Raw genomic sequence first — 23,545 nt, forward strand, 5'->3', positions numbered from 1 at the left:
ATATACCAATGCAAAAAATAATTAGAATAGGTACACGTGATAGTCAATTAGCTCTTTGGCAAGCGGATAAAGTACGAAAAGAGTTAGAATCTTTAGGTTATCAAACAGAAATTGTACCTATAAAATCTACAGGAGATCTTATTTTAGATAAGCCTTTGTATGAGCTTGGTATTACCGGGATTTTTACAAAAAATTTAGATATTGCTCTTTTAAATGGTTCTATTGATATTGCTGTACATTCTTTAAAAGATGTGCCAACTTCTTTGCCAGAAGGTATTGTGCAAGCTGCCGTTTTAAAAAGAGGAAATTATAATGATATTTTAGTTTTAAAAGGTAATGAAGAGTTTTTTGGAGAACCAAATGGAATCATAGCAACAGGAAGTTTGCGAAGAAAAGCCATGTGGTTAAATAGATATCCAACACATAAAGTAGAAGATTTAAGAGGGAATGTAAATACACGTTTACAAAAACTAGAGGATAGCGATACTTGGAATGGAGCCGTTTTTGCAGCGGCAGGTTTAGAAAGGTTGAAAATTAGACCAGAAACTTCAGTGGATTTATCTTGGATGATATCTGCACCAGGACAAGGTACGGTAATGATTGCAGCTTTAGAAAAAGATGATTATGTTTTAGACGCTTGTGAGCAATTAAACCATCATGAGACAAAAGTTTGTGTAGGTATAGAGCGTGAGTTTTTAAGACTTTTAGAAGGTGGTTGTACGGCCCCAATTGGTGCTTTAGCTTATGTAGATGCAAAAACAGAAGAAGTTAATTTTAAAGGTGTTTTATTAAAAAAAGACGGTTCTAAAAAGATTACTGTTAACAAGAGTATCAAATTAGGAAGTCATCATTATCTGGCAAAAGATTGTGCAGATTATATTATTAATAGAGGTGGAAAAGAATTGATGTTAGAAGATGACGATAATAAAGCTTCTGCAGTTCATAAAATTTATTCAACTAAAAAACTTTCTGAAGCTCAAAAAGAAATTTTATCACCAGCAATTGGTGTAGAAGATAGTGATTTTATTAAAATCCGTTTTAATAGAATTCCTGCTAAAGTGATAAAAAATGAAATTGAAAATGTTGTAATTACGAGCCAAAATGGAGTAGAAGCACTTTTAAATTCTTTTACTAAAGATGAAATGAATTTCAAGAATATTTTTTGTGTTGGTAGAAGAACTAAAAAATTGATTGAAAACAGAATAGGTAAGGTTGCCTATGTAGCTAAAAATGCTAAAAAGCTTTCAGAATATTTGTCAAAAGAATCTGAAATTAAAGAAGTTACTTATTTTTGTAGTAATGTAAGATTAGATGTTTTACCAGTTTTTTTACAAGCAAATGATATTGTTGTAAATGAAGTTGAGGTTTATAAAACCATGTTAAGTCCTGTTAAATTAGATGATTCTATTGATGGGGTTTTGTTTTATAGTCCGTCAGGAATTGAAAGCTATTTGGGTAAAAATGGTAAAGATAAGGTTGCCTTTTGTATTGGAGAAACTACAGCAAAAGAAGCTAGAAAGCATTTTGAAAAAGTAGAAGTTGCTAATATGCCAAGTGTTGATAATGTTTTAGAGATGGTAAATAGTTATTTTTCAGGAGAATAATTTAAGTCATTGCGAGGTACGAAGCAATCTGTATACATAGAGAGATTGCTTCGTACCTCGCAATGACAAAATAATAGAAAATGTTTAGAACTAGAAGACTAAGAAAATCAGATGGAATAAGAAGATTAGTTAGAGAAACTAAACTATCTGTAGACGATTTTATCTACCCACTTTTTATTGAAGAAGGAGAAAATATTGAAACAGAAATTGTTTCTATGCCAGGCATCAAACGTTTTTCTTTAGATAGAATTTCGAAAGAATTAGATGAGGTAGTTGAATTAAATATTCCTGCAGTTTTATTATTCGGCATACCTTCAAATAAAGATGAAGAAGGTACAGAAACATGGAATGATAACGGAATTATGCAACAAGCAATCCGTTTTATAAAAAAGAATTATCCAAGCTTATATGTAATTACAGATGTTTGTTTTTGTGAATATACTTCGCACGGGCATTGTGGAATTATACATGATAATGATGTTGATAATGATGCAACTTTAGTAAATATCGCAAAACAAGTAATTTCGCACGCAAAAGCAGGAGTAGATATGGTTGCACCTTCAGGAATGATGGATGGAACTATTGATATGATTCGCCAATCTTTAGATAATACAGGTTTTTCAAATTTGCCAATTATGGCGTATTCTGTAAAATACGCATCCGCTTTTTATGGTCCATTTAGAGATGCTGCAGATTCTGCACCTACTTTTGGAGACAGAAGAACCTATCAAATGGATCCTTCAAACAGAGATGAAGGGATGCGTGAAGCAACTTTTGATGATCAAGAAGGTGCAGATATTTTAATGGTAAAACCAGCACTTTCCTATTTGGATATCATTAGGGATTTAAAAAATACTTTTGATAGACCAATTGCTTGTTATAATGTAAGTGGAGAATATGCAATGGTAAAAGCTGCAGCAGAAAAAGGTTGGATTGATGGTGAAAAAGTGATGATGGAAAGTTTACTGTCTATGAAAAGAGCAGGAGCAGATATTATTATTACCTATTTTGCTAAGGAAGCCGCGAGAATATTGTTGAAAAAATAACGTCATTACTAGCAAGGATGACGAAGTAGTCTTTTAATTAGCAAGATTACTTAACTATGTTCGTAATAACTGAAAAACTAAAAGTCATGACATTCAAAAAATCAGAAAAATTATATAAAAAAGGTTTAAAAAACCTTGTAGGTGCGGTTAATTCTCCTGTTAGAGCTTTTTCTTCAGTTGGTGGAAATCCGTTATTTATTAAAAAAGCAAAAGGAACTAAAATTACAGATGTTGATAATAATGAGTATGTAGATTTAGTACTTTCTTATGGACCAATGATTTTAGGTCATCGTCATAAAAAAGTGCAAAAAGGAGTTGAAAAAGCATTGAAAAATGGATATTCTTTTGGAGCATCAACAGAAAATGAAATTAAATTAGCAAAAATAGTTTGTGATGCTTTTCCTGAAATGGATAAAGTCCGTTTTGTGAATTCTGGTACAGAAGCGGTTTTAAGCGGAATCCGTTTGGCAAGAGCATTTACAGGAAAAGATAAAATTATAAAATTTGCAGGTTGCTATCACGGACATCAAGATGCGTTGTTGGTAGCGGCAGGTTCTGGTTTGGCAACATTGAGTTTGCCAGGATCTAAAGGAGTTCCTGAAGGTGCTGTAAAAAACACATTAATTGCAGAATACAATAATTTAGAAAGTGTAAAAAAACACTTTGAGGATGATGATAATATTGCAGCTGTAATTATTGAGCCAATTGGTGGAAATATGGGAGTTGTTATTCCGCAAAATGATTTCTTAAAAGAATTAAAAGAATATTTAGAAACTAAAAATGCTTTGTTAATTGCTGATGAAGTAATGACAGGCTTCCGTTCTAAATTTGGTGGAGCGCAAGATTTGCTAGGTGTTACAGCAGATATTACATGTTTAGGAAAAGTAATTGGAGGAGGTTTTCCTGTTGGAGCTTATGGGGCAAGAAATGAAATTATGCAAGAAGTTGCACCTTTAGGGGGTATGTATCAAGCAGGAACTTTGAGTGGAAATCCAATTGCGATGGCAGGCGGAATAGCAACATTAACTGAATTAAAAAAGCAAAATCCATATCAAAAATTTGAAGAAATAGGAGGGGAAATAGAAACTATTTTATTGGATTCAGCTAAAAAATACAACGTCGATTTAATTGTAAATAGGTTTGGCTCAATGTTAAATCCGTTTTTCACGAATAGTGAAATAACGAATTTTGAGCAAGCACAAACGTCAGACACAGGTAAGTTTTCAGTATTTTTTTGGGAAATGATAAAAAACGGTGTGTTTTTACCACCAAGTCAGTTTGAAGCCTGGTTTTTATCATCAGCTTTAAAAGAAAAAGATATTAAAATTATTAAAAAAGCAGTTGATAAGGCAATGTTAGCTGTTTCTAAAATGTAAATAAATCGTCATTACGAGGGGGAATGACAAAGTAATCTCTGAATGAATAAGTAGATTGCTTCATTACAATCGAAATGACGTCTAATAGTATTATGATAAAAAACGATTTATTTTTAAGAGCATTAAAAGGAGAAACTGTTGATAGACCACCAGTTTGGATGATGCGTCAAGCAGGAAGATATTTGCCAGAGTTTATGGAAATCAAACATAAATACGATTTCTTTACACGTTGTAGAACTCCAGAATTGGCATCAGAAATTACGGTTCAACCTATACGTAGATACGGAATGGATGCTGCCATTTTATTTTCTGATATATTGGTTATTCCGCAAGCAATGAATATTGAAGTACAAATGAAACCAGATTTTGGTCCTTATTTGCCAAATCCAATTAGAAGTCAAAAAGATTTAGATTCAGTTATTGTGCCAGATGTTCATCAAGAATTGGGTTATGTAATGGAAGCAATAAAAGCTACAAAAGAAAAACTAAATGATGAAATTCCTTTAATTGGTTTTGCAGGCTCTCCTTGGACAATTTTATGTTATTGTGTGCAAGGTCAGGGTTCTAAAAACTTTGATAAAGCCAAAGAATTGTGTTTTACAAATCCTGTTGTTGCGCATAGTTTATTGCAAAAAATTACTGATACAACTATTGCCTATTTAAAAGCAAAAGTTGAGGCTGGTGTAAATGCAGTTCAGGTTTTTGATTCTTGGGGAGGTATGTTGTCGCCAACTGATTATCAAGAATTTTCTTGGCAATATATTCAACAAATTATAGATGCTTTAAAAGGTATTACACCTGTAATTGCATTTGGAAAAGGATGTTGGTTTGCATTGAATGATATGTCTAAATCTGGAGCTTCTGCTTTGGGGGTAGATTGGACTTGTTCTGCAAGAAATGCTCGTTATTTATCAGGAGGAAATATTACTTTACAAGGTAATTTTGATCCATCGAGATTATTTTCGCCACCATCAGAAATTAAAAAAATGGTAACTCAAATGATTAACGAATTTGGGAAAGATAGATATATTGTGAATCTTGGTCATGGAATTTTACCAAACATTCCGTTAGAAAATGCGAAGGCATTTGTAGATGCTGTAAAAGAGTATAAAGCAAATTAAAATGCCACATTTTATTTTAGATTGTTCAGAAAATATTTTAGAAATTCATGAACCTTTAAAAATCATTGAAGCTGTTTTTGAAACTGCTTTTTCTACAGGTTTATTTGATAGAAATGATATTAAAGTTCGTTTAAATCCTTTTAAATATTCTTTAGTTCAAGGTGGAAAAGCCGATTTTATACATGTATTTGCAAATATTATGGAAGGAAGATCTAATGAACAAAAGGCAAATTTATCGAAACAGATTGTAACTAAGTTGAATGAATTATTTCTTGAGGTGCCTATTATTTCTATAAATATTAGAGATTTTGAAAAAGCATCATATTTTAATAAATCTATGATTTAAATGATAAAAAATATAATTTTAGGAATAAAAGAATATGTTGGGGCTTTTGAGTTAATTTCTAAACTAAAACTCTGGAAATATTTTATAATTCCTATTTTAATTAGTGTTGTTACTTTTGTTTTAATAGCAATAGAAGCTTATGTTTTGTCAGATAATATTGGAGAGTATATTTCTAAAATCTGGATTTGGGATTTGGGTAAAGAAACATTCACATCAATCAGTAATTTTATAGGTGGATTAATTATATTAATTATTGGGCTAATTCTATATAAGCATATTATAATGGCGCTTTCTGCACCATTTATGACACCCGTATCGGAAAAAATTGAAAAACATTTTTATGGTGATTTGAAGCATTTGCACAGAAAAACAACAAATACTGAGCAATTAATTAGAGGGATTAGAATAAATGTTAGAAATCTTTTTAAAGAACTCTTAATTACATTGCCAATTTTATTGCTGAAGTTTATTCCGGTTGTAAATATATTTTCGACACTTTTATTGTTCTTGGTGCAAGCGTATTATGCTGGTTTTGGGAATATGGATTATACGTTAGAACGTCATTTAAATTATAAAAAAAGTGTAAGTTTTGTTGGTCAAAATAAAGGTTATGCTATAGGAAATGGTCTTGTTTTTATGTTGTTTTTGTTAATTCCTATTATAGGGATTATTATCGTTTTACCTTTATCTGTAACAGCTGCATCAACAAAAACATTGGCAATATTACATAACAAACAAGAGTTCGTTTATGAAAAATAAGTTTTATAAATACATAGAAAATTTACAAGATACTATTACATCAGCCTTAGAAAAAGTAGATGGAAAAGCTACTTTTAAAGAAGATATTTGGAAGAGAAAAGAAGGTGGAGGAGGACGAACCCGAGTGATAGAAAATGGAGCTGTTTTTGAAAAAGGAGGTGTCAATATTTCTGCTGTTCATGGTGAATTACCAGAAGTTTTAAGAAATCAATTTAAAGTAAAAGAAGGTAATTTTTTTGCTTGTGGATTAAGTTTGGTATTGCACCCAAAAAATCCGTTTGTACCCACTGTGCATGCAAATTGGCGCTATTTTGAAATGTATAATTCTTCAGGCGATATTGTAACCCAATGGTTTGGTGGTGGGCAAGATTTAACACCTTATTATTTATTTGATGAAGATGCAATTCATTTTCATACTGTTTGTAAATCAGCCTGTGATAAACATAATCTAGAGTTTTATCCGAAGTTTAAAAAAACTTGTGATGAGTATTTCTGGAATACTCACAGAGATGAAGCGCGTGGAATTGGTGGTTTATTTTTTGATTATCAAAAAGAAACAGCAGACTTTACAATTGAAGATAGATTCAATTTTGTAACTGAAGTTGGTAATCGTTTTTTAGAAAGTTATGTGCCTATTGTTGAAAAAAGAAAAGAGATAATCTTTACAAAAGAACACAAAGATTGGCAAGAAGTAAGAAGAGGGCGTTATGTAGAGTTTAATTTAGTGCATGATAGAGGCACACTTTTTGGTTTAAAAACAAATGGTAGAATAGAAAGTATTTTAATGAGCTTGCCACCAATTGTACAATGGAAATACAATCATATTCCAGAAGAAAATTCTGAGGAAGCTAAACTACTATCCGTTTTGGCTAATCCTAAAGATTGGTTGCTTTGATTTTGAATTATTATTTGTTTTTTAATGTATTAAGTGTGTTATGTTTAAAATAATTAAGTTTTTTCAATGTTTAATTGTTAAATATTTAATTTGTTTTAAATATTGCTGCTAAAATTTTACTACAAAAATGATCATAGAACCATCACTTTTTTGTATTTTTGCAGTCTCAAAATCAAATTTAGATGGCAAGATTCGAATTGAAATTACCAAAAATGGGAGAAAGTGTTGCAGAAGCAACAATTACTACTTGGTTAAAAGGAATAGGAGAAACTGTAGAGTTGGATGAGGCTATTGTAGAAATTGCTACAGATAAAGTAGACTCTGAGGTACCAAGTGAAGTGGAAGGAACTTTGACAGAAATTTTATTTCAAAAAGATGATGTTGTTGCTGTTGGAGATACAATTGCTATAATTGAAACAGATGGTGATGATGTTGTTGAAATTATCCCCTCACCCAAAAAAAATAATGAAACTTCAATAGAGGTTAAAGAGATAGAAAAAACAATTGAAAAGGCAATTGAAGTTGTTGCAACTCCAATTTCTAAAACCTCAGATTCTGGTAGGTTTTATTCACCATTAGTTAGAAATATTGCTCAAACAGAAAGTGTTTCTATGTCTGAGCTAGAAACTATTTCTGGTTCTGGTAAAGATAATAGAGTTACTAAAGAAGATATTTTAGCTTATATATCAAATAGAGGTAATATCTCTCAAAATACAGCTAACCAAACAGTAAAAGAACCTGTTAAGCTGATTCAAAAAGTAGTTGAAAATGCAGCTCCGGTTTCTGTAAACGGAGGAGATGAAATCATTGAAATAAGTAGAATGGGTAAACTGATTGCTAAACACATGGTAGACTCTGTTCAAACTTCTGCTCATGTACAATCGTTTATAGAGATTGATGTTACTAATATTGTAAAATGGAGAGATAAAGTTAAAGATGATTTCTTGAAAAGAGAAGGAGAAAAGCTAACTTTTACGCCAATCTTAATGCAAGCAATTGCATCAACAATTAAACAATACCCGCTAATTAATATATCTGTTGATGGTGATAATGTCATCAAAAAGAAAAATATAAATTTAGGTATGGCTGCTGCTTTACCAGATGGAAATTTAATTGTTCCTGTTATTAAAAATGCTGATCAATTGAATTTAGTTGGTATGACAAAATCTGTAAATGATTTAGCAAACAGAGCAAGAAATAATCAATTAAAACCAGACGATATCCAGGATGGTACATATACAGTAACAAACGTTGGTAGTTTTGGGTCAGTAATGGGTACACCAATTATTAATCAACCTCAAGTTGCTATTTTAGCACTTGGTGCTATTAGAAAAGTGCCAGCGGTTATTGAAACACCTGATGGAGATTTTATAGGTATTAGACAAAAAATGTTTGTTTCACATTCTTACGATCACAGAGTCGTAAATGGGGCTTTAGGAGGTATGTTTATTAAAACATTAAAAGAAAACCTAGAGGCTTGGGATTTGGATGCAAGTTTTTAAAAATAAAAATATTTAGCAAAAAGAAGTCTCTGAATTTTCAGAGACTTTTTTTTAAACTTATATTCGAAAATTAATTTTAAAAAAAATAAAATGAAAAGAATTATAATAGTGCTTTTAGTATTAACGTCTTTGTCTGTTATTTCTCAAGAATCAGTATTGCTAAGAGTAAATTATCAAAAAGGAGATATGTATGTTCTTGACCTTGAATCTAAACAAGATATGGGTTCTCAAGGTGGTATGGATATGAAAATGTCTATGAATATGATTGTTGAAGATATTGATGGTGATAATTTTAAAACTGAATCTAAGATTTCTAAAATTGTTATGGAAATGGCTCAAGGATTAAACATCATGAGTTTTGATTCTAGAAAAAAAAATGAAGATTTAGATGAAACTGGTAAGATGTTAAAAAAAGAGTTTGATCCTATGATGGAAGCTATTATTTACAGTACAATTAATAATCTAGGAAAAAATATAGATGTTAAAATAATACCCGAAATTCCGGGAATGAGTCAAATGATCAAACAATCAAATTCAATTAATTTTCCAGAAGAAAAAGTTTCTGTAGGTTCTACATGGTCTTTAAAAAATGAAACACAAGGAATGAAAAGTAATACAGTGTATAAGGTTTTAAGGATTGAAAACGGAACTGTTTATTTGGATGTTTCAGGTACGGTTTCTGGTCCTGGAGAAGGAACTATTAAAGGAAAGGTGGAGATAGATATTAGCACAGGTGTTCAAAAAAAGGGAGATGTTGAGTTTACTGTTTTAATCGGAGGAAATGAAATTAAAGCTAATTCTAAAATTAGTATTAAAAAAGTATAAAAATTAAAGATTATTAATGTTTTAAAAAAATGTTTGGAATATATTCAAGCATTTTTTTTGTTTTGGATTTTAGTGATATGTTTTTTTAGAAAAAAAATTTTTTTATTTTTTAGAGTATAGCCACCAGTTCATATCTCTAGTAATTTTAAAGCCAAGTTTTTTATATAAACCAATTGCCGGGTTTCCTTTATTAGTATGTAAAATTGGAAGTTTGTTTTCTTTTAAAATTTCTTTGGTGGTATGAGCAACTAATTGTTTAGCAAGTCCTTTTTTTGTAAAATCAGGGTGTGTAACGACAGAGCTTATTTCTATAAAAGAATTAGTTTGCATCCTTTGTCCAGAAATTGAAACTAATTTGTTGTTTTTAAAAATGCCATAGAATTTTCCCATTTCAAAGCCTCTTTTTTGATAAAACCCAGGCATTACCAACCAAATTAAATCATAAACTTCGTTTATATTTTTTTCAGTTAATAAAATAATTTCTTCAGTTATGTTAATGTTTTGTAGGTTATCTAAAACCATTTGACAACCGTCAATTTTTTTTTCTAAAATAACATTATTGTTATCAATAATAGGGGTTTGGTGTTCAGAAACCAAAAAGAAATTATTGGTTAATTTTGAATAATTAGTTAGCGCTTTTGCAGTTTTACCAGTATCAAAAAAAGCACCAAAATTATTAACCTTAGGGTTATAGAAATTTACTTCATCTTCTTCGATAAGAAATTTATTGTGAGTTTCTTTTAAAGAATACCAAACAGGATTTTTTAATTTTTCTTCTAAACTAACCATTGTTTAAATTTAATAAAAAAACTCGAAGAATTTTCGAGTTTTTTTATTAATTAATATATAATCTTGTTAAGATTTTGTTTCAGGTTTTTTTTCGCCTTTTTCAATTTTAATGGTGAGTTTATTTTTGTCATCATCAAAATCCATTTCAATTGTATCGCCTTCTGAAAGTTTAGAATTTACTATTTCTTCAGCTAAAGCGTCTTCTATATATTTCTGAATAGCTCTTTTTAAAGGTCTAGCTCCATATTTTTTATCAAAACCTTTGTCTGCTATATAATCTTTTGCTTTCTCGCTTAAATTTAACGTATAACCTAAATCAGAGATTCTTTTTAGTAGCTTATCTAACTCAATATCAATAATTGAATGGATATCTTCTCTTTCTAAAGCATTAAAAACAATAACATCATCAATTCTGTTTAAAAATTCTGGTGCAAAAGATTTTCTTAAAGCACCTTCTATAACAGATTTTGCATGATCATCTGCTTGTTCTTTTTTAGAAGAAGTTCCGAATCCTACACCACCACCAAAGTCTTTTAATTGACGTGCGCCGATATTAGAAGTCATAATAATTATGGTATTTCTAAAGTCTATTTTTCTACCTAAACTATCAGTAATATGCCCATCATCTAAAATCTGAAGTAACATATTAAACACATCTGGATGTGCTTTTTCAATTTCATCTAATAATACAACTGAATAAGGTTTTCTTCTTACTTTTTCTGTCAATTGACCGCCTTCTTCGTAGCCAACATAACCTGGAGGTGCACCAATTAAACGCGAAATTGCAAATTTTTCCATGTACTCGCTCATGTCAATTCTAATTAAAGAATCGTCAGAATCAAATAATTCGCGTGCTAAAACCTTTGCTAATTGTGTTTTACCAACACCTGTTTGTCCTAAGAAAATAAAGGAACCAATTGGTTTATTTGGATCTTTTAAACCAACTCTATTTCTTTGAATAGCTTTTACAACTTTGGTAACGGCTTCATCTTGCCCAATTACTTTTCCTTTAATTAATGAAGGTAATTCATGTAACCTGTTGCTTTCAGCTTCAGCAACTCTATTTACAGGAATGCCTGTCATCATAGAAACTACTTCTGCAACATTGTCTTCGGTTACAATTTCTCTATTTAATTTAGAGTCGTCTTCCCATTGTTTTTGCGCAGAATTTAATGCCGATTCCATGTTTTTTTCATCGTCACGTAGTTTAGCAGCTTCTTCATATTTTTGACCGTTGACAGCTTTAGTTTTTAAATCTCTAATAACTTCTAATTTTGCCTCTAATTCTAAAACTTGTTTTGGTACTACAATGTTTGTGATATGTATTCTAGAACCCGCTTCATCTAATGCGTCAATAGCCTTGTCAGGTAAATATCGGTCTGTCATGTATCTATTAGTAAGTTTTACACAAGCTTCTAATGCATCGTATGTGTAATTTACATGATGATGTTCTTCATATTTACCTTTAATGTTCTGTAATATTTGAATGGTTTCTTCAACAGAAGTTGGGTCTACAATTACTTTTTGAAAACGACGCTCTAAAGCACCATCTTTTTCAATGTTTGTTCTAAATTCATCTAAAGTTGTTGCTCCAATACATTGTATTTCTCCTCTTGCTAAGGCTGGTTTAAGCATGTTTGAGGCGTCTAATGATCCAGTTGCGCCACCTGCGCCAACTATGGTATGAATTTCATCAATGAAGAGAATAATATCATCATTTTTTTCCAATTCATTCATTAAAGCTTTCATACGTTCTTCAAACTGACCTCTGTATTTTGTTCCAGCAACTAAGCTTGCTAAATCTAAAGAAACAAGTCTTTTGTCAAATAAAATTCTAGAAACTTTACGTTCTGTAATTCTTAAAGCTAAACCTTCTGCAATGGCAGATTTACCAACACCAGGTTCACCAATTAACATTGGGTTGTTTTTCTTTCTTCTACTTAAAATTTGAGAAACACGTTCAATTTCTTTTTGTCTTCCAACAACAGGATCTAGTTTACCTTGTTCGGCTAATAGTGTTAAATCTCTACCAAAATTATCTAAAACAGGAGTTTTTGATTTTTTTACATTTTTTCCTTTTGCAGATTGTTCAAAAGGGTTTGATTTTTCAGATGGAAATTCATCATCAGAGGGTGTTTCTGCTATTGGGTTTGTAGGTAAATCTACATCAATGTCGTCTACATGTAATTGTTTATATAATGCTTTAGCATCTTCATAATTTACATTGTATTTTTGAACCAATTTAGTAGTTGGGTCATTCTCATTTCTAAGAATACACAATAATAAATGTGCTGTATCTATAGATTCGCTTTGATATAACTTTGCTTCTAAAAAAGTAGTTTTTAGCGCTTTTTCTGCTTGTCTTGTTAAGTGTAAATTAGGTTTTTCATTTTCAGATACAAAACTAGGGTTTGCAGGGTTTAACTGCTCTAGTTTTTTACGCAATAAAATGAAATCTATATCAAAAGCAGATAAAATTTCAATTGCTTTTCCTTCTCCTTTTCTAATTACTCCTAGTAAAAGATGTTCAGTTCCTATAAAATCGTGTCCTAGTCTTAAAGCTTCTTCTTTACTAAAAGTAATGACATCTCTAACTCTTGGTGAAAAATTTTCGTCCATAATTTTTTCTATATTGATGTAAATTTAGTCCTTTTTTTTATTAAAAATTACAAAAAATATGCCAATACAAAAAATATGACATTTTGACTATTAAATAAGGATAGAAAACTATTGAAAATCAAGAGAGTAAAAGGTTGTTAAAAATTATCAAAAAATGTTGATAACTATGCTATGTTGATTCGTTTAAAACCTTTGTTAAAACTAACAGAAGTAGTATCTTGCCTTGTTTTAAAAAAATGATTAAAAATTAATATAAATATATATGGCAGAAGGAGAAAAGTTAATTCCTATTAACATTGAAGATCAGATGAAAGCTGCATACATTGATTATTCAATGTCTGTAATCGTTTCAAGAGCATTACCAGATGTAAGAGATGGTTTAAAACCAGTTCATAGAAGGGTTTTGTATGGTATGCATGAACTAGGAATTAAAGCAACTGGAGCGTATAAAAAATCGGCAAGAATTGTTGGAGAAGTTTTAGGTAAGTATCATCCACATGGAGATACTTCTGTTTACGACTCTATGGTGCGTATGGCTCAAGATTGGAGTGTGCGTTACATGATGGTAGATGGGCAAGGAAACTTTGGTTCTGTAGATGGAGATTCTCCGGCAGCAATGCGTTATACGGAGGTGAGAATGCAGAAAATATCTGAAGAAATGTTAGCAGATATTGAAAAAGATACCGTAGATCATCGTCTAAATTTTGATGATACTCTGCAAGAACCAACTGTTTTACCTACAAGAATTCCTAATTTATTGGTAAACGGAGCTTCTGGTATTGCTGTAGGTATGGCCACAAATATGGCGCCTCACAACTTAACAGAAGTTATAAATGGTACTGTTGCTTATATTGATAATAGAGATATTGAAATTGATGAATTAATGCAGCATATTACTGCGCCAGATTTTCCTACAGGAGGAATCATTTATGGTTATGATGGGGTAAGAGATGCTTTTCATACTGGCCGTGGACGAATTGTAATGCGTGCTAAAGCGATTATTGAAGAGGTAAAAGGACGTGAGTGCATTATTGTTACAGAAATTCCTTATCAGGTTAATAAAGCAGAAATGATTAAAAAAACTGCTGAATTAGTAAATGATAAAAAATTAGAAGGGATTTCTAATATTAGAGATGAGTCTGATAGAAACGGAATGCGTATTGTATATGTTTTAAAAAGAGATGCAATACCAAATATCATTTTAAATAAATTATTTAAATACACACAATTACAAACTTCTTTTAGTGTAAATAATATTGCATTAGTAAACGGAAGACCAGAGCAATTAAATCTAAAACAATTAATTCATTACTTTGTAGAACATAGACATGAGGTTATTGTTCGTAGAACTGAATTCGAATTAAAGAAAGCTGAAGCAAGAGCCCATATTTTAGAAGGTTTAATTATTGCTTCTGATAATATTGATGAAGTCATAAAAATTATTAGAGCTTCTTCTAATGCCGATGAAGCTAGAGAGAAATTAATAGAGCGTTTTGAATTAACAGAAATTCAAGCGAAGGCAATAGTAGAAATGCGTTTGCGTCAATTAACAGGATTAGAGCAAGATAAGTTGCGTGCTGAGTATGATGATATTATGATTACAATTGCTGATTTAAAAGATATTTTAGCAAATGAACCAAGACGTTATCAAATTGTAAAAGACGAGTTAGTACATATTAAAGATAAATATGGAGATGAACGTAGGTCTGTAATAGAATATGCTGGTGGCGATATGCGTATTGAAGATATGATTCCTAATACAAAAGTAGTTGTTACAATCTCTAACGCAGGATATTTAAAACGAACTAATTTAGATGAATATAAAGTTCAAAATAGAGGAGGAAGAGGGCAAAAAGGAGCAACTACAAGAAATGAAGACTTTTTAGAGCATTTATTTGTGGGTACAAATCATCAATATATGATGTTTTTTACTCAAAAAGGAAAAGTATTTTGGATGCGAGTTTATGAAATTCCTGAAGGTGGAAAAAATACCAAGGGAAGAGCGATGCAAAATTTAATCAATATAGAACAAGACGATTCTGTAAAAGCGTTTTTAGTTACACAAGATTTAAAAGATGAAGAATACATAAATAATCATTATGTAATTATGGCAACGAAGAAAGGTCAAGTTAAAAAGACTTCTTTAGAGCAGTATTCTCGTCCAAGAACAAATGGTATTAATGCAATTACCATTAAAGAAGGTGATGAGTTGTTAGAAGCTAAATTAACAACCGGAGACAGTCAGGTAATGTTAGCATTAAAGTCTGGGAAATCTATTCGTTTTGAAGAAGCAAAAACACGTCCAATGGGTAGAACTGCTTCTGGTGTAAGAGGTATTACCTTGCAACATGAGAATGATGAAGTAATTGGTATGGTAGCTGTAAACGATATGGAAAGTAATATTCTTGTTGTTTCGGAAAAAGGTTATGGAAAACGCTCTAAATTAGAAGATTACAGGGTTACTAATAGAGGTGGTAAAGGTGTAAAAACACTAAATATCTCTGAGAAAACAGGTAATTTGGTAGCAATTAAAAATGTAGATGATTCAAATGATTTAATGATTATTAATAAATCTGGATTAACTATTAGATTGGCTGTTGAAGATTTAAGAGTTATGGGACGTGCAACACAGGGAGTTCGTCTAATAAATATTAAAGAAGATGACAGTATTGCTGCAGTTGCTAAAGTTATGCGTGAAGAAAATGAAGATGAAATTGAAGATGGAGTAGAAACTGAAAATGAAATTGGCACGGATATTGAAAACAGTTCAGAAGAAAATCAAGAATAACAAACAATAAATTTAAATAAGGATTAAAATGAAAAAACAAATTATAGCGTTTTCATTAGGATTAATGACTATTGGAGCATATGCTCAGAAAAATGAGTTGAAAGCCGCTGAAAAAGCACTTAAAAAAAATGATTTTAAAACAGCTAAAGCAGCTATTCTTTCTATACAAGGGTTAGAAGATTCTATGGATGCTAAGTATAAGGCTAAATACTTATTCTTAAAAGGGCAAGCTTATGGAAAGTCAGATGTTGAAAAAGCTGCAGATGCTTATAATAAATTATTTTCTTATGAAAAAGAGATTGGGAAATCTAAATACACAAAAGCTGCTAAACCTAAATTAAATGAATTAATTCAGTTTGTTTCTCAAAAAGGAATAGATCTTTATAATAATGATCAGGATTTTAAAGAAGCTGCTAAAAACTTTTATCTTACATATAAATTAAGTCCAACTGATACTTCTTTTTTATATAATGCTGCTGCTAGTGCTGCTAGAGCTAAAGAGTATGAAAAATCTAACGAATATTATAAAATATTACAAGAGATTGGATATAATGGTTCAGAAACTCAATATTTTGCAGTTAATAAATCTAACAATAAAAAAGAAAATTTAGGAGGTAAAAGTAATAGAGATTTAATGGTTAAGTTAGGTAAATATACCAACCCTACAGAAGTTTCAACTGAATCTAAAAAATCTTTGATTGTAAAAAGTATTGGTTATAATTATGTAAAATTAGGAAAAACTGATGAAGCAATTTTAGCTTTACAAGAAGCAAGAAAAAGTGATCCTAAAGATTTAAATCTTATTTTAAATGAGGCTGATTTATATGTTAAACTTGATAAAATGGATAAATTTGGTGAGTTAATGGTAGAGGCTGTTAAATTAGATCCAGAAAACCCTACTTTATTTTATAATTTAGGTGTTGTAAATGCTAGGCAAAATAAAGCTGAAGAAGCTATTGGCTATTATAAAAAAGCTATTGAGTTAAGACCTGATTACGCAGATGCTTACCTTAATTTAGGGGTTTCTATATTAAATAAAAGAATTCCTGTTATAGAGGAGATGAATAATAATTTGTCAAACGACAAAGTTTATGAAGCTTTAGAAGTAAAATTAAAGGCTATTAATAAAGACGCATTACCATATTTAGAAAAAGCGGATAGTTTAAAAAGGTCTATTGATACTGTTAAAGCTCTTTTAAATATCTATGATAATTTAGAAATGGAAGCTGAGGGAGATAAATTCAGAGCTATTTTTAAAGAATTGAAAGATAAGAATTAAGCTTAATTTAATTATATAAAAAAATCCGAAATTTAAACGTTTCGGATTTTTTATATGATTTTTTTAATCACTCTAAGTTTATGTGTGTGTTTCTGTAGGTCTGTATTAAAAATACCACTATGGTCTAAAGTATCAATTCTTACTTTTCCATGTGCATGTATGATGTTGTAATCATTTAAAATGATACCAACATGATTTATATTGCCTTCATCATCATCAAAAAAAGCTAAATCACCTGCTTCGCTTTCTTCAATAAAGCTTAAAACTTCACCTTGAGTAGCTTGTTGATTTGCATTTCTTAATAATTTGTAGCCACATAATTTATATACTAATTGTGTAAAACCTGAGCAATCAATACCAAAAGGAGTTTTTCCTCCCCATAAATAAGGTGAGTTTAAAAAAGTATATGCTATTTGAATAACATCAGATTTAGGTTTTGTGCCAGATAAAAATTTTCCTTCATAATTATAATATTTTGAGTTAATATTAAGTTTTTGGTTTTCAAAAAAAGGTAAATTAGACCCTAAAGGAATAGTAATTAATTCATTTGAAGTACTTGTAATAAAATCTATAATTTCACCAGAATATATGGTGTCTTGGTTAGTTAATTTAGTGTAATTTTCTTCAGAGATCTCTACAAACTGTTTATTATCAATATAACCTTCATGATTATCAAAATGTAGCTTTATTTTACTCCATTTTTTTTGCTTTTCTAAAACAATAAAATGCTCTCCAAATAAGAGTTGGTTTGTCATTTCTGAAGTATCTGAAGCTTCTAGACGAACAGGAATAATACTAAGATTGCATATACCGTAAAACAAGTTGTGGGTTTTGAGGTGAAAATTTATTGATATAAAATTATACTCTTTCAATTACTATTGCACTTGCACCACCACCACCATTACAAATTGCTGCAGCTCCAATTTTGGCGTTATTTTGTTTTAAAATAGATGTTAATGCAATTACAATTCTTGCTCCAGAAACACCTAATGGATGTCCTAAAGAAACTGCGCCACCATTTACGTTTACTCTATCATCAGTAATTCCTAAAATTTTCATATTAGCTAAACCAACAATAGAAAATGCTTCATTTAATTCAAAATAATCAACATCATCAATAGAAATATTAGCTTTTGCCAATGCTTTAGGTAATGCTTTTGCAGGTGCGGTTGTAAACCATTTAGGTTCGTGTGCTGCATCGGCATAACTTTTAATTTTGGCAATAGGGGTAAGGTTTAACTCTTTGGCTTTATCTGCAGACATTAAAATCAATGCGGCTCCACCATCATTTATTGTTGATGCGTTTGCGGCAGTTACCGTTCCGTCTTTAGTAAAAGCAGCTCTTAAAGCTGGAATTTTTTCCATCTTTACAATCTTATATTCTTCATCTTCAGAAAATATAATTGGTTCTCCTCTTCTTTGTGGAATTTCTACAGGTACAATTTCATCAGCAAATTTACCTTCGCTCCAAGCTTTAGCAGAACGATTGTAAGATTGAATAGCAAATGCATCTTGATCTTCTCTAGAAAATTGATATTCTGTAGCACATTCATCAGCACAAACCCCCATTGCAACTTTGCCATAAGCATCTACTAAGCCATCTTTTTGCATTCCATCTTCCATAGTAATTGGTCCAAATTTGGCTCCGTTTCTAGCGTATTGGTAATGAGGTATAGAACTCATGTTTTCCATCCCACCGGCAACTACAACATCAGCATCACCCAAAGCAATAGTTTGCGCTGCTAACATAATTGATTTCATACCAGAGGAACAAACTTTATTTATGGTTGTACAAGGAACGGTATCTGGAATTCCAGCAAAAATGGCAGCCTGTCTTGCAGGGGCTTGTCCTAAGCCTGCAGAAACAACATTACCCATAAAAACTTCTTCAACCAAATTAGGGGCAAGATTAATTTTATTTAATGCGCCTTTAATTGCAGTTGCTCCTAAAACGGTTGCAGGTATGTTAGATAAACTTCCCATAAAGCTTCCAATTGGAGTTCTTGCTACTGATACAATTACTACGTCTTTCATAAATTTATGTTTGATTTTATAGGGCTAAAATAACCAAATTAAATCAAAAAAAAATCTTATTACAATTGTAATTTTTAACCTTCATTATTTTACTGTAAGTTTGTTGTATTAAGTATAAAATATATGAGTGAAATTGTAAATAAAATTTACAGAAATAACACAATTATTTTCAAGGTAATTTTATTTTTAATTACCACTGTTTCTATTGTGTATTTATTTCCAAAAGGTATTCATTTTAAGTACGATTTTAATAATGGTCAACTTTGGAAATATGATAATTTATATGCTCCATTTGATTTTGCAATTCAAAAAAGCCATGAAGAGATCAAGAGTGAAACTAAAGAAATAGAGGTAAATTCTAAGTATTATTTTTTATATGATACCAAAACAGTATCAGATGTAAAAGAAAATTTTAAAAAGAAATTTTCAAGCTTAAATTCAAACGATACTTTAACTGTTTCTGAAATAAACAATTTTAAAAATATTGGAGATAAAATAATTAAGAAGGTATATAAAACTGGATTTTTAGATGCAAAAAGCGAAACTATTGTTTCTAACAAGAATGATATTATTGTTCTTAAAAAAGACAATGAAGTTTCTGATGTTTTATTCAAAAAATTATTGATTTCAAAAAATGTTTTATCAATTATTAAAAGTGATTTAGGGAATGAGCCATATAATAATGGACAAAAAGCAATGTTAGATCTTTTAGTTAGTATTATTAAACCAAATGTTTTTTATGACCAGGCACTTACAGAAAAAGTAATTGATAATGAGGTTAACAATATTTCCTATACAAAAGGAAAAGTATCATCAGGAGAATTAATTATTTTAAAAGGAGATATTGTTGAGGGGAAAAAATTAGCAATTTTAAACTCTTTAAAAAGTGAGTCTGAGTCTAAAGTTTGGACAGATTCTAATTATAATTGGATTGTTTTTGGTTACACTATTTTAGTGTCTTTAGCATTATTAATGCTGTTTCTGTTTTTATATAAATACAGAATTGAAATTTTTAATAATAATAATAAAGTAACTTTTATCTTTTTCAATGTTTTTGTAATGATTTTTGTACAAACATTGGTCATAAAGTACAATTCAGATTATTTGTATGTAGTTCCATTAAGTATACTTCCAATTATTATTAAAGCCTTTTTTGATGCAAGATTAGGTTTGTTTACGCATGTATTAACAGTTTTACTTTTAGGGTATATTGTACCTAATAGTTTCGAATTTATTTATCTGCATATTATTGCAGGAATTGTTACTATTTTAACAGTTTCAGAACTATACAAGAGGGCAAATTTATTTATTTCGGTTGCGCAGATTACCTTAATCTATATGATTACTTATTTTGCATTTTCAATTATAAGAGAAGGAAGTCCGTCTCAAATAAATTTAGAATATTTTGTTTTATTTGCTTTAAACGGATTGCTTTCTTTTTTATCAATCATTTTAATTTATGTGTATGAAAAAGTTTTTGGACTAGTTTCTGATGTTACTTTGTTGGAGTTGTCAAATACAAATTCAAAATTATTAAGAGAATTAAATGAGAAAGCACCAGGTACGTTTCAACATTCTATGCAGGTTGCTAATTTGGCTGAAGCTGCCGCAAATGAAATAGGAGCTAACTCAATGTTAGTTAGAGCGGGGGCTTTGTATCATGATATAGGTAAAATGATGAATCCAATGTATTTTACAGAAAATCAATCTACTGGTGTAAATCCTCATAATGATTTATCGCCAATTGATAGCGCAAAAATTATTACAGATCATGTTATAAAAGGAATAGAATTAGCTAAAAAGTATAATCTTCCGGACAGAATTATTGATTTTATTAGAACACATCATGGAACAAGTACCACTTATTATTTTTATAAAAAAGAGCAGGAGTTAAATCCTGATACAAAAGTAAATGTTAAAAAGTTTCAATATAAAGGTCCAATACCTTTTTCAAAAGAAACAGCAATTTTAATGATGTGTGATGCAGCAGAAGCCGCTTCAAAAAGCATAAAAATACCCACGGCAATTACTATTAATAATTTAATTGATAAAATCATTGATAAGCAAATGTCTGACAATCAGTTCTTAAATTCTGATATTACTTTTAAAGAAATTCAAATTATAAAAAAGGTAATTAAAAAGAAATTGATGAATATTTATCACCTAAGAGTTGAGTATCCAGAATAGTTAAATTTTTATAATAAAAACACAAAAAAACTTTGGTAAATTGTAATTTGAATATTACATTTGCACTCGCAATTTTATTTAAGCTTTTAAAGTTTAAATAGTCTTGGAGAGATGGCAGAGTGGTAATGCAGCAGATTGCTAATCTGTCGACCTTAGGGTCGCCAGGGTTCGAGTCCCTGTCTCTCCGCAAAATTGCCTCGGGGTGTAGCGTAGCCCGGTCATCGCGCCTCGTTTGGGACGAGGAGGTCGCAGGTTCGAATCCTGCCACCCCGACAGAGTTGGTCGTAACAACTAAAAAATTACGGGCTCTTAGCTCAGCTGGATAGAGCACCTCCCTTCTAAGGAGGCGGTCGAAGGTTCGAATCCTTCAGGGCTCACTTAAACCTTCACTTTAATTAGTGAAGGTTTTTTGTTGTTTATAGGTTTTGTAGGGTTTTGTAAGCGTTTGTAATACTTCATGTCAATTTCAATTCAAACACATTCTTAATCAAATTACATCTTGTTAGGTTAACAATCAGGTGTACCATTTTATAAAACACAAAAACTATGAATAATTACAAACTATCTGTTCTCTTTTTTCTACAAAGAAACAGGATAAATAAGAAAGTGTACATGCAACAACAAAGCTTCACAGAAATGTGAGGTTTTTTTGTTTGTAGGTTAGCAATAATTTAAATAACATTTCAGAACTGAACTTTTATAATTCAGTAATTATTTATCAATAATTCTTAAACACTCAACATTTTTTCTTTTTTTAAACTTTGATTCAAGTTGTTAAATTATGAAGGAATAAAAAACAAATCATAAATTAAATATTTTTAACTCAATTTTACAAAAAATGGAATGTGTAATTTTTCTTTAAGAATGAGTTATGTGTTAGATTTAAGAAATTTTTAAGTTAAAGTTTTCTATTATTTACAATACGTGTTTAAACATGTCTTTAAATTAATTTATCTTTGTTAGTATATTAAAAATACTTATGACATTAATAAAATCGATATCAGGAATAAGAGGTACAATTGGTGGTAAAACAGCTGATAATCTGACTCCTATAGATGCAGTAAAATTTGCTTCAGCTTACGGAGCATTTATAAAAGAAAGAAATTCTGGAAAGAAAAAAATAAAAGTTGTTATTGGTAGAGACGCCCGTATTTCGGGTAAAATGATTTCTAGTTTAGTAGCAAATACATTAGTGGGTTTAGGGATTAATGTAGTAGATTTAGGCTTGTCTACAACACCAACTGTAGAGGTTGCTGTGCCTTTAGAAAAAGCAGATGGAGGTATTATTTTAACTGCTTCTCATAATCCAAAACAATGGAATGCTTTAAAGTTATTAAACGAAAAAGGAGAGTTTTTAAATGGTTCAGAAGGTGAACAAATTTTAGCTTTAGCTGAAAGTGAAAACTTTTCTTTTGCAGAAGTTGATGATTTAGGCTACTATAAAAAAAATAAAAAATATTTAAAAAAGCATATCAAAGAAGTTTTAAAACTAGATTTAGTTGATGTAAAAGCTATAAAAAAAGCAAAATTTAAAGTAGTTGTAGACGGTGTAAATTCTACAGGAGGAATTTTTATACCTGCTTTGTTAAAAAAGTTAGGGGTAAAATGTGTTGAATTATATTGTACTCCAAATGGACAATTTCCTCATAATCCAGAACCTTTAAAAGAACATCTAACTGATATCTCAGAACTTGTTGTAAAAGAAAAAGCAGATTTTGGAATTGTAGTAGATCCAGATGTTGATAGATTAGCTATTGTTTCTGAAGATGGTTCTATGTTTGGAGAAGAGTACACTTTAGTTGCATGCGCAGATTATGTTTTAGGTAGACTAAAAGGAGGAAACACAGTTTCTAATTTATCTTCTTCAAGAGCCTTAAGAGATGTAACTGAAAAACATGGGGGTACATATACCGCATCAGCAGTTGGAGAGGTAAATGTGGTTATTAAAATGAAAGAAACTAATACTGTAATTGGTGGAGAAGGAAATGGAGGTATCATTTATCCCGCTTCTCATTATGGACGAGATTCTTTAGTAGGCGTTGCTTTATTTTTATCTCATTTAGCACATCAAAAGGTTTCTTGTAAAACGTTAAGAGATTCTTATCCAAGTTACTTTATGAGTAAAAATAAAATTCAATTGACTCCAGAAATTAATGTTGATCAAATTTTAGAAACAATGGCATCAACCTATAAAAATGAAGATGTTAATACAATTGATGGTGTAAAAATTGATTTTGCAGATGAATGGATTCATTTAAGAAAATCAAATACAGAGCCAATTATTAGAATTTATACAGAAGCAAAATCTCAACAAGCTGCCGATGATTTAGCTGTGAGGTTTATTAATGAAATTAAAGAAATAATAGCTTAATATT

The 23,545-nt window shown here is 30.3% G+C and carries 17 protein-coding genes and 3 tRNA genes; 16 read left to right on the forward strand and 4 right to left on the reverse strand.

The genetic code is table 11. From position 1 onward, the window contains the following. Positions 1–8: 8 nt before the first annotated feature. The 9 genes from hemC to Q0733_RS03100 all read left to right on the forward strand — a co-directional run bounded on the left by hemC (position 9) and on the right by Q0733_RS03100 (position 9,474). A complete protein-coding gene (hemC, locus tag Q0733_RS03060) occupies positions 9–1,604 on the forward strand; it encodes a hydroxymethylbilane synthase (RefSeq protein ID WP_298778823.1) in 1,596 nt (531 codons plus the stop codon). Positions 1,605–1,684: 80 nt separating this feature from the next. After that, positions 1,685–2,650, forward strand: coding sequence for a porphobilinogen synthase (gene hemB / locus Q0733_RS03065; protein WP_298778826.1), 966 nt, complete (start codon positions 1,685–1,687; stop codon positions 2,648–2,650). Positions 2,651–2,736: 86 nt separating this feature from the next. Next, positions 2,737–4,026, forward strand: a complete 1,290-nt coding sequence (gene hemL, locus Q0733_RS03070; RefSeq protein ID WP_298778828.1) for a glutamate-1-semialdehyde 2,1-aminomutase — start codon at positions 2,737–2,739, stop codon at positions 4,024–4,026. A 92-nt stretch (positions 4,027–4,118) separates the two neighbouring features. Then, positions 4,119–5,147 (forward strand): uroporphyrinogen decarboxylase, encoded by a 1,029-nt coding sequence (hemE, locus tag Q0733_RS03075; RefSeq protein WP_298778830.1) that lies wholly within the window; start codon positions 4,119–4,121, stop codon positions 5,145–5,147. A 1-nt stretch (position 5,148) separates the two neighbouring features. Next, positions 5,149–5,493, forward strand: coding sequence for a 5-carboxymethyl-2-hydroxymuconate Delta-isomerase (locus Q0733_RS03080; protein WP_298778832.1), 345 nt, complete (start codon positions 5,149–5,151; stop codon positions 5,491–5,493). Beyond that, positions 5,494–6,252 (forward strand): EI24 domain-containing protein, encoded by a 759-nt coding sequence (locus Q0733_RS03085; RefSeq protein ID WP_298778834.1) that lies wholly within the window; start codon positions 5,494–5,496, stop codon positions 6,250–6,252. Then, the gene (gene hemF, locus Q0733_RS03090) at positions 6,242–7,147 is read left to right on the forward strand and encodes an oxygen-dependent coproporphyrinogen oxidase (protein ID WP_298778836.1); all 906 of its coding nucleotides are present in this window, start codon (positions 6,242–6,244) and stop codon (positions 7,145–7,147) included. The genes Q0733_RS03085 and hemF overlap by 11 nt, the downstream gene beginning before the upstream one ends. A 182-nt stretch (positions 7,148–7,329) precedes the next feature. Then, the gene (locus Q0733_RS03095) at positions 7,330–8,649 is read left to right on the forward strand and encodes a dihydrolipoamide acetyltransferase family protein (RefSeq protein ID WP_298778838.1); all 1,320 of its coding nucleotides are present in this window, start codon (positions 7,330–7,332) and stop codon (positions 8,647–8,649) included. Positions 8,650–8,739: 90 nt separating this feature from the next. Beyond that, on the forward strand, positions 8,740–9,474 hold the full coding sequence (locus tag Q0733_RS03100; RefSeq protein ID WP_298778842.1) for a DUF6263 family protein: 735 nt from the start codon (positions 8,740–8,742) through the stop codon (positions 9,472–9,474). A gap of 102 nt (positions 9,475–9,576) precedes the next feature. On the opposite strand, the gene Q0733_RS03105 is transcribed toward Q0733_RS03100, so the two are convergent. Together Q0733_RS03105 and Q0733_RS03110 are read right to left on the reverse strand one after the other, a co-directional pair. Further along, positions 9,577–10,263, reverse strand: a complete 687-nt coding sequence (locus tag Q0733_RS03105; RefSeq protein ID WP_298778844.1) for a GNAT family N-acetyltransferase — start codon at positions 10,261–10,263, stop codon at positions 9,577–9,579. Positions 10,264–10,329: 66 nt separating this feature from the next. Further along, entirely contained in the window at positions 10,330–12,882 is a 2,553-nt protein-coding gene (locus Q0733_RS03110) for an ATP-dependent Clp protease ATP-binding subunit (RefSeq protein WP_298778846.1), read from the reverse strand. 262 nt (positions 12,883–13,144) lie between these two features. On the opposite strand from Q0733_RS03110, the gene gyrA reads away from it, so the two are divergent. After that, entirely contained in the window at positions 13,145–15,670 is a 2,526-nt protein-coding gene (gene gyrA / locus Q0733_RS03115) for a DNA gyrase subunit A (protein ID WP_298778849.1), read from the forward strand. Positions 15,671–15,698: 28 nt separating this feature from the next. Continuing rightward, complete coding sequence (locus Q0733_RS03120) at positions 15,699–16,949, forward strand: tetratricopeptide repeat protein (protein ID WP_298778851.1); 1,251 nt, start codon at positions 15,699–15,701, stop codon at positions 16,947–16,949. Between the two features lie 50 nt (positions 16,950–16,999). Here the strand turns inward: Q0733_RS03120 and Q0733_RS03125 are convergent, their stop codons facing one another. Beyond that, entirely contained in the window at positions 17,000–17,770 is a 771-nt protein-coding gene (locus Q0733_RS03125) for a C40 family peptidase (RefSeq protein WP_298778855.1), read from the reverse strand. A 37-nt stretch (positions 17,771–17,807) separates the two neighbouring features. Further along, on the reverse strand, positions 17,808–18,983 hold the full coding sequence (locus Q0733_RS03130; protein ID WP_298778857.1) for an acetyl-CoA C-acyltransferase: 1,176 nt from the start codon (positions 18,981–18,983) through the stop codon (positions 17,808–17,810). 123 nt (positions 18,984–19,106) lie between these two features. Here Q0733_RS03130 and Q0733_RS03135 point away from each other — a divergent pair, with 123 nt between their 5' ends. The 5 genes from Q0733_RS03135 to glmM all read left to right on the forward strand — a co-directional run bounded on the left by Q0733_RS03135 (position 19,107) and on the right by glmM (position 23,541). Further along, positions 19,107–21,170, forward strand: coding sequence for an HDIG domain-containing metalloprotein (locus tag Q0733_RS03135; protein ID WP_298778860.1), 2,064 nt, complete (start codon positions 19,107–19,109; stop codon positions 21,168–21,170). 105 nt (positions 21,171–21,275) lie between these two features. Beyond that, positions 21,276–21,357, forward strand: a tRNA-Ser gene (locus Q0733_RS03140). 11 nt (positions 21,358–21,368) lie between these two features. Further along, a tRNA-Pro gene (locus Q0733_RS03145) sits at positions 21,369–21,443 on the forward strand. 30 nt (positions 21,444–21,473) lie between these two features. Beyond that, positions 21,474–21,547: transfer RNA gene (locus Q0733_RS03150), tRNA-Arg, on the forward strand. Between the two features lie 602 nt (positions 21,548–22,149). Then, positions 22,150–23,541, forward strand: a complete 1,392-nt coding sequence (glmM, locus tag Q0733_RS03155) for a phosphoglucosamine mutase (RefSeq protein WP_298778862.1) — start codon at positions 22,150–22,152, stop codon at positions 23,539–23,541. Positions 23,542–23,545 lie beyond the last annotated feature (4 nt).

The organism is uncultured Polaribacter sp., assembly GCF_947500975.1.
Lineage (GTDB): Bacteria > Bacteroidota > Bacteroidia > Flavobacteriales > Flavobacteriaceae > Polaribacter.